Below are 14,378 nucleotides of genomic sequence, written 5' to 3'. Positions count from 1 at the left end.
ATCAAACAATTAGTTAAATATCATTTTTATCCGAACTACCACTTCCGTGTCGTTCTTCTTGATTTCGATGTCATACTCACCTTCCCCTACCTGTTCGCGGTAGAAACACAAGGTATCGCCGTAATAACTCTCGGCCACATAAGCCACCTCGAAGCGGCGAAGGCTCTTTTCCCTGAACATCTCGAGCGGGAAGAGATTCAATGCATGCTCGATGTACTTCACACTGTTCACATGACCGTTGAGGTCGATGTCACCGTATTTGGCCGTATACCGTGCCACCGGTTCCGCCTCATTCACCTTCACCCTGCCGGCCTTCTCAATCGGGCATTCCTTATCACAAATGTAATCCGTGATGCCTCCTCCGTGCAGTGCCAGCAAATCCGCCGGCTTACGGGTCTCCATGCTGATCATGGCCCAGATGGAACGGGCATATCCAATGGGCTTGCCCGCTGCATTCACAATCTCGAAATTACGGTCGGTAAACAACCGATACACGTTTTCCACCCATGTACGGATACTGAACTTCTCATAAGCCCGGGGCATCTCTTCCATTTCCACTGCCAGACGGGACAGCACCCAGGTATAATGATTCTCATTCAGTTCGGCAATACCGAAACCACGCTCCGCCGCATGAATCCCGGCACAGTTGAGCAAGTGGTTTCCCAGCACCCCCATCGTCAGCTTTTCCGTAAAATCGACATGGAAGGGCTCTGCCACAAAATCATAACTTCCTATCTTATTCTCTTTTTCCATAAGTCACTTCGTTTGTTTTTCAGCCTGATACCGTTCCTCGCGATGTGCCAGATACTCATTGACCCGTTCGAAACAACTGGTCGAAACCGCTACCCTGCCCGAACGGACAAACTGCAGTACACAGCCCAGCGCCTTCAGTTCCTGATACAGCGAAGTAATGTCATCGCTCATTCCCGTCAGTTCCACAGTGGCAAAAGTCGGATTCATCTCCACAATATGGGCACTGTAACGGCGGATGAGCCGGGATGCTTCGGGGTTCGACTGAAATTCGGGAGTAGACACCTTATAAAGCGCCACCTCACGCTGGAAAATCTCATCGTCCGTGAAATAATGCGCCTGGATGACATCCATCTTTTTCTCAATCTGACTCACCACCTTTGCCACGATGTCGGGAGTCGTCCAGCAAGTAATCGTATACTTATGTACCCCCTTGATCGACGAAGCAGACACATTCAGGCTCTCGATGTTAATCTGCCGACGGGTAAATACCGCCGTAACCTGATTCAACAGACCGGCAATGTTCTCCGAATGAACTATGATTGTATATAATATCTTATTTTCCATAACCATTTCCTTTCAGTTTTCAGCACTCCATAAGCATATAATCAACCGAATTTCCCGGAGGAGTCATCGGCAGGACATTTCCTTCTTCCACCACACACACCTCGAGCAAGAACGGTCCGTCGGTAGTCAGCATCTGCTCTACCGCCTTGTCCAGTTCCTCCCGCTGCTGTACACGGCAGGCCGGAATGCCATAGGCCGAAGCAATCTGCATGTAGTCGGGATTCATCATCGGAGTAAACGAATAGCGGCGGTTGAAGAACATGGCCTGCCACTGGCGCACATTGCCCAGGTAATTATTGTTCAGCAGAATAATCTTGACCGGAGCCTGCTGCTCCATTACCGTACCCAGTTCCTGAATCGTCATCTGCAGGCCTCCGTCGCCCATAAACGCACATACCGTACGTTCAGGAGCCCCGAAAGTAGCCCCTATGGCCGCCGGCAGACAGAATCCCATGGTACCCATACCGCCGGAAGTCACCACACTGCGGTTCTTGCTGAACTTGAAATAACGGCAGGCCATCATCTGGTTCTGTCCCACATCGGTCACCAGAATCGCCTCGTTGCGGGTGGCCTGACTGATGACATTCACCACCTCGCCCATATTGAGCGGTCCTCCTTCGGGATATACCTCCTTGCGGATCACCTGAGCAAACTCCTTTTCCTCGTACGTCCGGAAACTCTCGATCCACTCCGTATGCCGCGCTTCCGCAATCCGTCCGGTCAGCAGAGCCAGCGTCCGCTTGCAGTTTCCCAGCAGCGGCACATCCACCGGTACGTTCTTGCCGATTTCCGACGGATCCACATCCAGATGAATCACCTTCGCCTGACGCGCATAAGTAGCCAGGTCACCGGTCACCCGGTCGTCGAAACGCATACCCACAGCAATCAGTACGTCACATTCATTGGTCTTCACATTCGGCCCCAGGTTACCGTGCATGCCCAGCATACCCTTGTTGAGCCGGTGTCCCGAAGGCATTGCCGAAAGTCCCAGCAGCGTACAACCGCAAGGAATATCCGCCTTCTCCACAAAGTCAAGCAACTCCTGCTGCGCACCGCCCAGTTCCACGCCCTGGCCCACCAGTACAAAAGGCTTCTTTGCCCCGTCAATCAAGGCAACCGCCTCATCCACACAAGCCGGGTCAGTTTCCGGATCAGGATCATAACTCCGGATAAAGTCGATATCCATCGGCTGATAATCCTCAACCAATTCCACCTGAGCATTCTTGGCAAAATCCAGTACCACCGGTCCCGGACGACCGCTGCGTGCAATGAAAAACGCCCTTGCCACTGCCCAGGCCACGTCTTCGGCACGGCGGATCTGATAGCTCCACTTCGAAATCGGCTGTGTCACACCCACCAGGTCGACCTCCTGAAACGCATCCGTACCCAGGAGTCCTGCGCCCACCTGACCGGCAATGACCACCACTGGCGTACTGTCAATCATGGCATCCGCAACCCCCGTAATGGTATTGGTAGCCCCCGGTCCGCTGGTCACCAGACAAACCCCTACCTCACCCGAAACACGTGCAAATCCCTGTGCCGCATGAGCCGCACCCTGCTCATGACGTACCAATATATGATTCAGCGTAGCGCGATGGTCATAAAGCGCATCGAACACCGGCATAATGGCTCCGCCCGGATAACCGAACAACGTCTTTACTCCGGCATGCTCCAGCGACCGCATCAGCGCCTCCGCTCCTGTTATTTTTTCCTTACTCATGGTATCATTGTTTTTAATTCATTCACAAACAAGTTTTTTCATCGTCAGCCGCCTTCCGGCAAAAACCTCAGTCAATCAGTCTGACTCCGCCCTTATCGGCCGAACTGACCATTGCCGCATAAGCCTTCAGCGCCTTCGAAACCACCCGGTTACGGGTTACGGGAGCCATCGGCCGCGCCTCCAGTTCCGCATCACTCAGCCGCACATTGATGGAGCGGTTCGGGATATCAATCTCAATCACATCCCCATCCACAATCTTTCCGATATTGCCGCCGGCTGCCGCCTCCGGAGAAATGTGTCCGATGCTCAGTCCGGAAGTACCCCCGCTGAACCGTCCGTCGGTAATCAGGGCACACTCCTTGCCCAGGTGCTTCGACTTGATATACGATGTCGGATACAGCATCTCCTGCATGCCCGGTCCGCCCTTCGGTCCTTCGTGCGTAATGACCACCACGTCACCGCTGACTACCTTTCCTCCCAGGATACCTTCACAAGCTGCTTCCTGTGAATCGAAGACCTTCGCCGGTCCGGAGAATTTCCAGATACTTTCGTCCACTCCGGCAGTCTTCACCACACAGCCGTCCTGTGCGATGTTACCCTTCAGCACCGCCAGCCCACCGTCCTTGCTGTAAGCATGCTGCAGGCTGCGGATACATCCCGATACGCGGTCGGTATCGAGTTCGGCATACTGCTTGTCCTGAGAACCCATCCGGATACTGAACACGCCTGCCGGAGCACTGCTGTAGATACGCAAGGCTTCCGGATCGACCTTCTCCGCACAGATATCGTATTTCCGGATGGCCTCTTCGAGGGTCATTCCGTCTACCCGACTGACAGACACATCCAGCAGTCCCCCCTTATGCAGTTCGCCCAGGATATTCAAGATACCTCCCGCACGGTTGACATCCTGAATATGGTATTTCTGAGTATTGGGTGCCACCTTACACAAGCAAGGTACCTTGCGTGAAAGCCGGTCGATATCATCCATGCAGAAGTCCACTTCCGCTTCGTGAGCGATGGCCAGCAGGTGCAGCACCGTATTGGTTGAACCGCCCATGGCAATATCCAGTGTCATCGCATTCAGGAAAGCCGCACGCGTCGCTATGCTTCTGGGCAGCACACTCTCATCGCCCTCCTCGTAATAACGGTAGGCATTCTTCACAATCAGCTGGGCCGCCTCCTTGAAAAGCCGGGTACGGTTGGCATGAGTAGCCACTATCGTTCCGTTACCGGGCAGCGCCAGTCCGATGGCCTCGTTCAGACAGTTCATGGAATTTGCCGTAAACATACCCGAACAGCTGCCGCATCCCGGACACGCATGGCATTCAATCTCTGCCACATCCTCGTCGCTCACCGTCGGGTCGGCCGACTGGATCATCGCATCAATCAGATCCAGATGCTTTCCGTTCCACTCACCGGCCTCCATCGGTCCCCCTGAGACAAACACGGTCGGAATATTGAGCCGCATGGCAGCCATCAGCATCCCCGGAGTAATCTTGTCGCAGTTCGATATACAGACCATGGCATCCGCCTTATGCGCATTCACCATGTATTCCACACTGTCGGCGATAATGTCGCGCGAAGGGAGCGAATACAACATGCCATCGTGCCCCATGGCAATGCCGTCATCAATGGCAATCGTATTAAACTCAGCGGCAAAGCATCCCAGTTTTTCAATTTCCGCCTTTACCTGCTGACCCACTTCGTGCAGATGGGTATGTCCCGGTACAAACTGTGTAAACGAGTTGACAACCGCAATGATCGGCTTGCCCATCATTTCCTTTTTCATTCCGTTTGCTACCCACAACGCTCTGGCTCCTGCCATGCGGCGTCCCTGGGTACTCATCGAACTACGTAACTGATGTTTCATCTCTTTATTCCTTTCCTTTTGCTCCTTCATCTAACAAAAAAGCCTTTCTGCACACACGGTGAGAAAGGCTTTCGTTTTATCTGATTTCAGACATCCATATATGCACCCCCGCTCACCTCATGGGTTTCAAGACCACGACGCGAATAATAATATGCAGGACTGCCAGGTTAATAATATGGATAAACTGATTCATATGTTCTCTTTGTTTGTTACACATGCAAAGGTAAATGCTTTTTTGAAACAAACAAATAAAATGAAAGAAAAATTCAATAAAAAACAATATTAAGTAAGAGTTGACAATTCTGATTTTACAAAATGAAAATAACCGCTCTTGAATGCGGCCTCTTTTTTCAGCCGGCCGGCCCCCTCCGGAACCGCAGTCACGCAAAGGTCGTCCGCTGCCGGTCGGGCACCGCTGCTTCCTCCCGCCTCCTTCCCAGTTCTCAAAAAACCATAATATTCCCCGAATCATGCCAAAAATTCAGGACTTCTTCGTACCTTTGCAGAACAGGTAGCGACGGAAAGTTTCCATGCCGGGCATCCGTCGGCCCACCTTATTATATAACACATTTATATTATATCATTAATATCACATTAGATTATGGAAAATAAATACATTACTGTTGCATATAAACTGTATGCCATCACTGACGGCCAGAAAGAACTGGTAGAAGAAGCACCGGCCGCACATCCGTTCCAGTTCATTACCGGTGTGGGATATACACTGGACAGATTTGAGAAGGAAATCGCTGCCCTGAACCAGGGAGAACCGTTTAACTTCACTATCCCTTGTGCGGAAGCTTACGGAGAACGTAACGAAGACAACGTACGTCAGGTGCCCAAATCCATGTTCTGTGATGCCGACGGCAAGTTCGACGAAGAAAACATCTTCCCGGGAAACATCATCATGCTGAGCGATGCAGAAGGCAACCAGTTCTATGCCAACGTAGGTGAAATCACTGACGACAAAGTAGTGGTAGACCTGAACCACCCTCATGCAGGTAAAGACCTGATCTTTGAAGGTACTGTCATCGAATCACGCGAGGCAACCAACAAGGAAATCCAGGACCTGGTGAACATGATGAGCGGCGGATGCGGATGCAGCTGCGACAGTTGCGGCGGCGGATGCGGCGACCACGACCACGGTCAGGAAGAAGAAGGTTGCGGATGCGGTTGCGGTCATTGCCACTAATCCCATCCCGATACATACAGCATCAGCGTACACCGTCCGCAACAAGGACGGTGTTCATATAGACGACAGGCAGGAAAACTCTTTGAGCAGCTTTCCTGCCTGTCGTTTTGACTACCCGGTTACTCTATCCGGGTCAGGACACTGTCATACAGCAGATTTCCCTTTTTATCAGTCTCCTGCCGTTTGACCAGTCCCACATTCGGAGCATACCACTCCGTGACATACGACTTCTCGGAAAAGAGCATCACCTTATATTGTGCCCGGTAAGAAACCTTCAGGCAGTTAAAAGTCCCCGCAGGAGTCGTTATCGACTCAAAGCCTTCTACCCTGCCATTACTGAGGAAAGCCCGCAGCTTCATGGGACCGAGTTTATACAGAAAGTCGGATTCAGGCAATTTATCCCCCTCGGCAGCATTCGCATCCAGTATCAGAGACAAATCCCCCTCACACCGCACATGCTTCAGGTATTTCTGAAAGTCCGCCTCCATTTCAGCCTCGGTTCTGCGGTTCACATTTGCCGAATCGGCCGACTTCCATCCCTTCATGAATCCCTGACGGAGCACTTTTATCCCCTCCTCTGCACTCATCAGCGAAAGTCGCGTTTTCCCGTCCTTCGTATAACGGAACGTAAAGACTTCGTCTCCCTCCATCAGTTCCGACTCCTTTCCATAGTTGACCTGCTTCACGATTAGAGTATCCCCCACAGTCAGTACCTCCACGATGCGCGAAGTGTCGGTAGTCACCAGCGGAGTCTTTTCTTCAAAATCTTCACTCTTATAATACAAGGTAGTCCCCTTTTGTGAATTGAAAAACTGTGCATAGGCCATTTCGCCCATCAATGCCAGCAAAACGAATGACAGAATCTTTTTCATAATATCGGTTTTCTTGCAATTTACACATTTCAATCCAAATACATATTCTCCATCCTGATTTATTCTCCCTGCCTCCTGCTTTCAGTATGTCACGTTTATATTTATGCAAAATTAATGCAGACACACTCCCGCTTCAGGCAGGCAAACGGACACCCCTGACGGATTTACCCTTTTCGGAAATCCCCTGAACGACAGTCTCTCCACCCGCTATATACATTATCTGTCCCTCCACTTTCGAAAAGTCTTCACCCGTTTATCCATAAAGCCGCATAAGGAAAAGCCAATCCTGGATTCCGACGGAATCTGAATACTCAACGTCGTGGTTTTATTAATCAGCGGCGTTGATTAATAAAACCACAGTGCGGACTTTTCTTCGCAAAACGGGGAGGGTGAAAATTAAAAATCAACCGGAAAGAAATTCCCCGCAGCCGGATAATGAATTCAGCAATGAACCGCTTCTCCGCTTATTTACAGATTTTTACTCAGTTTAACTTACAATTCTACTTAATTCATTGTAAATCCGGTTCTTTTGTAGTAATTTAGTAAGAAGATACATACGCCGGAAAAAGTATGTAAAGTATAAACCCACAAAAATCAGAGAATATGAAAAATTTCAGACTGGAAGCAGCAATCCTGGCCATTGGCCTGATATTGCTCGGTGTTTTTATAGAAAGAGGTATTCATGCATTTGCCGAAAAAGACCGCAGTGTGAACGTAAAGGGACTGGCCGAAATGGAAGTGCCCGCCGATAAAGTGACCTGGCCGCTCATGTACAAGAATCTGGGGAACGACCTGAATACGTTGTACCAGCAGATCAAGCAGTCGAACCAGACCATCGTGACTTTCCTGAAAGAGAAAGGTATCGATGAGAAGGAAATCAGCATCAATGCGCCGGAAATCATCGACCTGCAGGCAGAACGCTACGGAAGCAACGAACGGAATCCTTACCGCTACAACGTGACTACCGTCATTACGGTCACCTCGAGCAAGGTGGACCTGGTAAGGGGACTGATTTCGGAGCAGGGCGAACTGCTCCGGAAAGGCATCGCCGTGACCGGTGGCGACTACCGCTATAATGTACAGTATGAATACACGGGACTGAACCAGATCAAGCCGCAGATGATTGAAGAAGCCACCAAGAATGCGCGCCAGGCAGCCGAAAAGTTTGCAAAGGACTCCGACAGCAAACTGGGCAAGATCCGCCATGCCAACCAGGGCCAGTTCAGCATCAGCGACCGCGACGCCAACACACCTTATATAAAGAAGGTGCGCGTGGTGACTACCATCGACTATTCTCTGGAAGACTGACTTCTTCCGGAGAAGTCCGGAAGACCGGCAGAGGGGACCGGAGGTCAAAAAACGCAAAAAAAATCCGCAATAGTTTTCACATTCAGGAATTTATTGTACCTTTGCGCCCGAAATTAGATATCAATATAAAGTCTAACACAATTAGTTATTTAAAAACAATTTATTAATTAATGGAAAACTTGAAAAATGTGGCTCCTATTGAAGATTTCAACTGGGAAGCCTATGAAAACGGCGATGCAGTAAGCAACGTAAGCAGAGAAGACTTGGAAAAGGCTTATGACAACACCCTGAACAAGGTAAACGACCGTGAGGTTGTAGACGGTACTGTTATCGCAATGAACAAACGTGAAGTTGTAGTTAACATCGGCTACAAATCAGACGGTATCATTCCTCTGAGCGAATTCCGTTACAATCCTGACTTGAAAGTAGGTGATACTGTAGAAGTATACATCGAAAACCAGGAAGACAAAAAAGGTCAGTTGATCTTGTCTCACAAGAAGGCTCGCGCTACTCGTTCTTGGGATCGTGTTAACGCAGCTTTGGAAAATGAAGAAATTATCAAGGGTTACATCAAGTGCCGCACTAAGGGTGGTATGATCGTTGACGTATTCGGTATCGAAGCATTCTTGCCGGGTTCTCAGATCGATGTTAAACCTATCCGTGACTACGATGTATTCGTAGGTAAGACTATGGAATTCAAGGTTGTTAAGATCAACCAGGAATTCAAGAACGTGGTTGTTTCTCACAAGGCTCTTATCGAAGCTGAACTGGAACAGCAGAAGAAAGAAATCATCGGTAAACTTGAAAAAGGTCAGGTACTTGAAGGTACTGTTAAAAATATCACATCTTACGGTGTATTCATCGACTTGGGTGGCGTAGACGGTCTGATCCACATCACAGACTTGTCTTGGGGCCGCGTAAGCGATCCTCGCGAAGTGGTTTCTTTGGATCAGAAGTTGAACGTAGTTATCCTCGACTTCGATGATGAAAAGAAACGTATCGCTTTGGGTCTGAAGCAGCTGACTCCTCATCCATGGGATGGTCTGGATCCTAACTTGAAGGTTGGTGACCACGTGAAAGGTAAAGTAGTGGTTATGGCTGACTACGGTGCATTCATCGAAATCGCTCCGGGTGTAGAAGGTCTGATCCACGTATCTGAAATGTCTTGGTCACAGCACTTGCGTTCAGCTCAGGACTTCATGAAGGTAGGTGACGAAGTAGAAGCTGTTATCCTGACTCTGGATCGTGAAGAACGTAAGATGTCTCTGGGTATCAAACAGCTGAAGGCTGATCCATGGGAATCAATCGAAGAAAAATACCCTGTAGGTTCTAAGCACACTGCAAAAGTTCGCAACTTCACTAACTTCGGTGTATTCGTTGAAATCGAAGAAGGTGTTGACGGACTGATTCACATCTCAGACCTGTCTTGGACTAAGAAGATCAAACACCCGTCAGAATTCACTCAGATCGGTGCTGACATCGAAGTTCAGGTACTGGAAATCGACAAGGAAAACCGTCGTCTGAGCCTGGGCCACAAGCAGTTGGAAGAAAATCCATGGGATGTATTCGAAACTGTATTCACTGTAGGTTCAGTTCACGAAGGTACTATCATCGAAATGCTGGATAAGGGTGCTGTAGTAGCATTGCCTTACGGTGTAGAAGGATTCGCAACTCCTAAGCACCTGGTAAAAGAAGACGGTTCTCAGGCTCAGCTGGATGAAAAACTGGAATTCAAAGTAATCGAATTCAACAAGGACGCTAAGCGTATCATCCTGTCTCACAGCCGTATCTTCGAAGATGCTGCTAAGGCAGAAGAAAAAGCTGAAAAGAAGGCTGCAAAGAAAGCTTCTTCTAAGAAAGAAGAAACTCCGATGATTCAGAACCAGGCTGCTTCAACTACTCTGGGTGACATCGACGCTTTGGCTGCTTTGAAAGAACAGCTGGAAGGAAAGAAATAATTTATTTTAAATAAATATTTCCGGAAAGGGATTGCTTCGGCAATCCCTTTTTTTATTGTCCATAATTTCCTACCTTTGCCCGTATGGAAAAATTCGAAATACACATATTGGGATGTGGATCTGCACTGCCCACTACCCGACATCAGGCTACTTCTCAGGTGATTAACCTGCGCGAGAAACTGTTCATGATCGACTGCGGAGAAGGCACGCAGGTTCAGTTGCGTCGTTCAAGACTGAAGTTCAGTCGGCTGAACCATATTTTCATTTCGCACCTCCACGGTGACCACTGCTTCGGACTCATCGGTCTGATTTCGACTTTCGGTATGCTGGAACGGACGGCCGACCTGCACATCCATTGTCATGCCGACCTGCAGCGGCTGCTGACTCCCCAATTGGAATTTTTCTGTCAGGGCATGAGCTACAAGGTCATCTTCCACCCTTTCAATCCGGGAGAAAGACAGGTTATCTACGACGACCGCTCGGTGAGCGTGGAAACCATTCCGCTGCGGCACCGCCTGCCCACCTGCGGCTTCCTGTTCAGGGAAAAACCGACGCCCAACCACATCAACCGCGAAATGATTGACTTCTATCAGATTCCGGTCTGGATGATGAACCGGATCAAGAACGGAGAAGACTATGTAAAGGAAGACGGAACGGTGATTCCGAACGACCGTCTGACCTTCCCTTCCGACCCGCCGCGGTCGTATGCCTACTGCTCGGACACCACTTATCTTCCGCGGATAGCCGAACAGGTGAAGGGAGTCGACTTGCTTTTCCATGAGGCCACGTTTGCAGAAAGCGAGGTGGTAAGGGCACGACAGACCCTGCATTCCACTGCCCGAGAGGCAGCTCAGATTGCCAAGGCAGCGGGAGTGAAACGTCTCCTGATCGGACATTATTCGGCACGTTACGAAGATGAGACCCTGCTGCTGAAAGAGGCACAGGAGGTATTTCCGGAGACCTTGCTGGCATTCGAAAACCAGAAACTGACGCTTTAAATCCTCCCCCACATTAAACTATCTACAAGGCCGGGAGTCTAACTATACACAAAAGACAAGAATACGATATCATGTATACATACAACGATGAAGAAATAGGCGAACAGTTACGCAACCCCGTGACGCAGCGCAATGCGTTCGAGCAGGTTGTCAGGCAATACAGCCAGCAGCTTTATTGGCAGATACGACGAATGGTGCTCTCGCACGACGATGCCAATGACTTGCTGCAGAATACGTTTATCAAGGCATGGAACAACCTGGAGTATTTCCGGGGCGATGCCAAACTGTCTACCTGGCTGTATCGGATTGCGCTCAATGAATGTCTGACCTTCCTCAACAAGCAACGGGCGCAGAACAATGTCTCCATCGACGATACGGAGGTCAACCTGGAACAGCTGGAAGGGGACCCTTATTTTGACGGGGATGCTACCCAGAAGCACCTGCAGGAGGCAATCGCTTCGCTACCGGAAAAACAGCGGATGATTTTCAACCTGAAGTATTTTCAGGAAATGAAATACGAGGAGATTTCAGAAATTCTGGGTACAAGCGTAGGGGCTTTGAAGGCTTCCTACCACCATGCAGTCAAAAAAATAGAGCAATTTTTACAACAGTTTGATTAAACCTTTGGCAGAAAGATCTATCTAACTCAATGAAAGGGGTAACAGATATGAAAGAAGAAAAAGAATTATTCCAGAAAATTGGAAAGGAAAATCCGTTCAAGGTTCCTGAAGGTTACTTTGAGAATCTGACGCAGCAGGTAATGGAGCGGCTTCCGGAAAAAGAGCCTCAGCCTACACAGGAAATCAGCATGTGGGAACGGGTGAAGCCGTGGGTATACATGGCTGCCATGTTCGTGGGACTGATGTTTACCGTACAGGTTTTCGTAGGTAAGCAGGAGCAGCAGGCAGGACCGGCTGAGTATGTGAGTCCGGTATCCGACTTGTCGGACGAGTATCTGGCACCGATCATCAATCAGACCATGCTGGACGATTACGAGCTTTATCAATATCTGAGTGATGCAGATAAAAGTATTTATAACTAAACCTAAGACAGTATGAAAAAAATATTTCTCTTTTTATTATTCACTTTCCTGCTCTTCCCCTTGGGAATGATGGCCCAGAAGCACTGCATGAACAAGCAGGAATTCAGAAACCGCCAACAGGCTTTTCTGACGGAAAGGGCCAATCTCACGGCAGAAGAGGCCAGACAGTTTTTCCCGCTGTACTTCGAACTGCAGGATAAAAAGGAAATCAAGAACCGGGAGGCCTGGCAGCAGATAAAGAAAGGTAAGGAGACACTTACGGAAAGTGAGTATGACAAGATCAATGAAGAGGTAGTAAAATGCCGGCTGGAATCCTGTCAGCTGGAACAGGAATATCTGCAGAAATACAAGAAGATTCTGCCGGCCAAAAAGATTTTCGACTTACAACGGGCTGAGTTAAGATTCCACCGTGAACTCTTGAAGCCAAGAAAAAGCAACAAATAATTTTTTCAGAAAAGGGACTTCCGCCGGGAGTCCTTTTTTAGTTTCAGGAAAATGGGAAAGACAGGAGTCCCGCGGCAGGGGCTTTTGTCTTTTTTGTTTCAGCCTGATTACAAAGCGGTTTCAGGGGCCTTCTGCAGGACATTCTTACCGCCCGAAAGGCAAAGCGGCAGGAGGAAAAGAGTTACTTTTGGGCAGATTTAGGATAAAAGAGTGAAGAAATGAGACAGTCTATCATTGCAATGTTATGTTTGTCCGGAAGCATCTGTCTTCCGGCAGCGGGACAAAGTGCCTGGAAAGAAATCTGTGAAAATCCTCAGTTGGCAGCCGGAAAATATTATGCGTATCAGGCTCCGGAAACAGCACTTACGCCGTCTCCCGAAGGGTACGAACCGTTTTATATCTCGACGTTCGCACGCCACGGTTCGCGTTATCTCACCAAGCAGAAGAAGTACGAGGAACCGCTCAGGGTGCTTGCCGAAGCGGAGAAACAGCACGGACTGACAGCGGACGGAAAGCGTGCGCTGGAAATTGTGAAAGAACTGGCGGCTGAAGCGGAAGGACGGTACGGGGAACTGACGCCGAAGGGGGCTGAGCAGCACAGGGAACTGGTCCGTCGCATGTATGCGGCCTTTCCTCAGATTTTTACCGAAGGGGTACATGTGGATGCACGGTCCACTTACAAGACGCGGGCCTTTCTGTCGATGGCGGCAGGATGCATCGAACTGAAGGGACTCAATCCGCGGCTGGTCATCACTACCGATGCCAGTGAACACGACAGCGACTTCATGAAATACAAGAATCCGGAGTATGAGCGGTTGCATCTGGCCGGCGCAGACAGCATTTACCGGTTGGCCGACAGTGTGTATGTACATCCGGAGCGACTGATGAAACAGTTGTTTACCCATCCCGCCACGGTGCAGCATCCGGTCAAGCTCATGACCGACCTGTTTGAGCTTGACGGCATCTGCCAGAGCAGCTACGGTCCGCAGCATCTCTCTTTCCTGTTTACCGACCGGGAACGGTACGACCTCTGGCAGCGGAACAACTTCGAATGGTATTATGAGAAAGGAGCTTCTCCCCTCAGCGGATCGTGCATGTATCAGCTGGAACGTAACCTGCTGAACAATTTCATTGCCGCTGCCGATACGGTGATTGCTTCGGGCAAGAAAGGGGCTACCCTGCGCTACGGCCACGATACCAACCTGGCTCCGCTGGCAGTGCTGATGGGCATCAATCACCTGGCGAAGGCAACGGACGACTGGCAGCAGATTGCGGAAACCTACCGCACCTACCGCATCATTCCCATGTGCGGAAACATACAGCTCATCTTTTACCGTCATCCGGAAAAGGACGACATCCTGGTCAAACTGTTGCTGAACGAACGGGAAGTCAGTCTCCCGATTGCTACCGACCGGGCTCCGTATTATCACTGGAAGGATGTCAGAAACTATTGGACACAAGTGGTCAGTTCCATCAACCTGCCTGAATGTCAAAAAGATACGGACTAACATTTAGGGTATCCGAATCATCCGTAAACGGATGAAATCCCCCACTCTCTTTACATCTGTCACGGCATTTCCCCTGCCCGGCTCTGGCCATGACCCATGTAAAGAGATTTTTTTTGTTTTGTATCAGTTTTGAAATATCTCCGAAACTA

At 49.6% G+C, this 14,378-nt stretch carries 14 protein-coding genes; 8 read left to right on the top strand and 6 right to left on the bottom strand.

From position 1 onward, the window contains the following. Positions 1-9: 9 nt before the first annotated feature. The 5 genes from H3001_RS03135 to H3001_RS03115 form a co-directional block, all read right to left on the bottom strand. Positions 10-753: an acyl-[acyl-carrier-protein] thioesterase gene (locus tag H3001_RS03135; protein WP_178244750.1), complete on the bottom strand. Its 744-nt coding sequence runs from the start codon at positions 751-753 to the stop codon at positions 10-12. Between the two features lie 3 nt (positions 754-756). Then, positions 757-1,317: an acetolactate synthase small subunit gene (gene ilvN, locus H3001_RS03130; protein ID WP_178244751.1), complete on the bottom strand. Its 561-nt coding sequence runs from the start codon at positions 1,315-1,317 to the stop codon at positions 757-759. A gap of 19 nt (positions 1,318-1,336) precedes the next feature. Next, positions 1,337-3,037: a biosynthetic-type acetolactate synthase large subunit gene (ilvB, locus tag H3001_RS03125; protein WP_178244752.1), complete on the bottom strand. Its 1,701-nt coding sequence runs from the start codon at positions 3,035-3,037 to the stop codon at positions 1,337-1,339. A gap of 67 nt (positions 3,038-3,104) precedes the next feature. Next, a complete protein-coding gene (gene ilvD, locus H3001_RS03120) occupies positions 3,105-4,907 on the bottom strand; it encodes a dihydroxy-acid dehydratase (protein ID WP_178244753.1) in 1,803 nt (600 codons plus the stop codon). Positions 4,908-5,189: 282 nt separating this feature from the next. Then, complete coding sequence (locus H3001_RS03115) at positions 5,190-5,354, bottom strand: hypothetical protein (RefSeq protein WP_181214055.1); 165 nt, start codon at positions 5,352-5,354, stop codon at positions 5,190-5,192. 154 nt (positions 5,355-5,508) lie between these two features. Between H3001_RS03115 and H3001_RS03110 the strand changes: the two genes are divergently transcribed. Next, positions 5,509-6,099 (top strand): FKBP-type peptidyl-prolyl cis-trans isomerase, encoded by a 591-nt coding sequence (locus H3001_RS03110; RefSeq protein WP_178244754.1) that lies wholly within the window; start codon positions 5,509-5,511, stop codon positions 6,097-6,099. Between the two features lie 119 nt (positions 6,100-6,218). Here H3001_RS03110 and H3001_RS03105 read toward each other — a convergent pair whose 3' ends face one another. Further along, a complete protein-coding gene (locus H3001_RS03105; RefSeq protein ID WP_181214054.1) occupies positions 6,219-6,971 on the bottom strand; it encodes a TapB family protein in 753 nt (250 codons plus the stop codon). Between the two features lie 603 nt (positions 6,972-7,574). On the opposite strand from H3001_RS03105, the gene H3001_RS03100 reads away from it, so the two are divergent. The 7 genes from H3001_RS03100 to H3001_RS03070 all read left to right on the top strand — a co-directional run bounded on the left by H3001_RS03100 (position 7,575) and on the right by H3001_RS03070 (position 14,229). Then, positions 7,575-8,279 carry an SIMPL domain-containing protein gene (locus H3001_RS03100; protein WP_178244756.1) on the top strand — a complete coding sequence of 235 codons (705 nt, stop codon included), beginning with the start codon at positions 7,575-7,577 and terminating at the stop codon, positions 8,277-8,279. A gap of 170 nt (positions 8,280-8,449) precedes the next feature. Then, a complete protein-coding gene (gene rpsA / locus H3001_RS03095; RefSeq protein ID WP_178244757.1) occupies positions 8,450-10,237 on the top strand; it encodes a 30S ribosomal protein S1 in 1,788 nt (595 codons plus the stop codon). Between the two features lie 83 nt (positions 10,238-10,320). Beyond that, a complete protein-coding gene (locus tag H3001_RS03090; RefSeq protein WP_178244758.1) occupies positions 10,321-11,235 on the top strand; it encodes a ribonuclease Z in 915 nt (304 codons plus the stop codon). A 71-nt stretch (positions 11,236-11,306) separates the two neighbouring features. Continuing rightward, entirely contained in the window at positions 11,307-11,855 is a 549-nt protein-coding gene (locus tag H3001_RS03085) for an RNA polymerase sigma factor (protein WP_181214053.1), read from the top strand. Positions 11,856-11,902: 47 nt separating this feature from the next. After that, on the top strand, positions 11,903-12,277 hold the full coding sequence (locus tag H3001_RS03080; protein WP_181214052.1) for a hypothetical protein: 375 nt from the start codon (positions 11,903-11,905) through the stop codon (positions 12,275-12,277). 12 nt (positions 12,278-12,289) lie between these two features. Then, the gene (locus H3001_RS03075) at positions 12,290-12,721 is read left to right on the top strand and encodes a PX domain-containing protein (RefSeq protein ID WP_178244761.1); all 432 of its coding nucleotides are present in this window, start codon (positions 12,290-12,292) and stop codon (positions 12,719-12,721) included. Between the two features lie 218 nt (positions 12,722-12,939). Beyond that, positions 12,940-14,229 (top strand): histidine-type phosphatase, encoded by a 1,290-nt coding sequence (locus tag H3001_RS03070; protein WP_181214051.1) that lies wholly within the window; start codon positions 12,940-12,942, stop codon positions 14,227-14,229. Positions 14,230-14,378: the final 149 nt, after the last annotated feature.

This window comes from Phocaeicola faecicola, assembly GCF_013618865.1.
GTDB lineage: Bacteria > Bacteroidota > Bacteroidia > Bacteroidales > Bacteroidaceae > Phocaeicola > Phocaeicola faecicola.
Note: the sequence above shows the minus strand (reverse complement) of the source record. Positions and strands in the feature narration are given on the sequence as shown.

Bases quoted from the DNA above. Each gene is read 5' to 3' on its own strand.
- H3001_RS03135 (WP_178244750.1), bottom strand. From the start codon at position 753: ATGGAAAAAGAGAATAAGATAGGAAGTTATGATTTTGTGGCAGAGCCC.
- ilvN (WP_178244751.1), bottom strand. From the start codon at position 1,317: ATGGAAAATAAGATATTATATACAATCATAGTTCATTCGGAGAACATT.
- ilvB (WP_178244752.1), bottom strand. From the start codon at position 3,037: ATGAGTAAGGAAAAAATAACAGGAGCGGAGGCGCTGATGCGGTCGCTG.
- ilvD (WP_178244753.1), bottom strand. From the start codon at position 4,907: ATGAAACATCAGTTACGTAGTTCGATGAGTACCCAGGGACGCCGCATG.
- H3001_RS03110 (WP_178244754.1), top strand. From the start codon at position 5,509: ATGGAAAATAAATACATTACTGTTGCATATAAACTGTATGCCATCACT.
- H3001_RS03105 (WP_181214054.1), bottom strand. From the start codon at position 6,971: ATGAAAAAGATTCTGTCATTCGTTTTGCTGGCATTGATGGGCGAAATG.
- H3001_RS03100 (WP_178244756.1), top strand. From the start codon at position 7,575: ATGAAAAATTTCAGACTGGAAGCAGCAATCCTGGCCATTGGCCTGATA.
- rpsA (WP_178244757.1), top strand. From the start codon at position 8,450: ATGGAAAACTTGAAAAATGTGGCTCCTATTGAAGATTTCAACTGGGAA.
- H3001_RS03090 (WP_178244758.1), top strand. From the start codon at position 10,321: ATGGAAAAATTCGAAATACACATATTGGGATGTGGATCTGCACTGCCC.
- H3001_RS03085 (WP_181214053.1), top strand. From the start codon at position 11,307: ATGTATACATACAACGATGAAGAAATAGGCGAACAGTTACGCAACCCC.
- H3001_RS03080 (WP_181214052.1), top strand. From the start codon at position 11,903: ATGAAAGAAGAAAAAGAATTATTCCAGAAAATTGGAAAGGAAAATCCG.
- H3001_RS03075 (WP_178244761.1), top strand. From the start codon at position 12,290: ATGAAAAAAATATTTCTCTTTTTATTATTCACTTTCCTGCTCTTCCCC.
- H3001_RS03070 (WP_181214051.1), top strand. From the start codon at position 12,940: ATGAGACAGTCTATCATTGCAATGTTATGTTTGTCCGGAAGCATCTGT.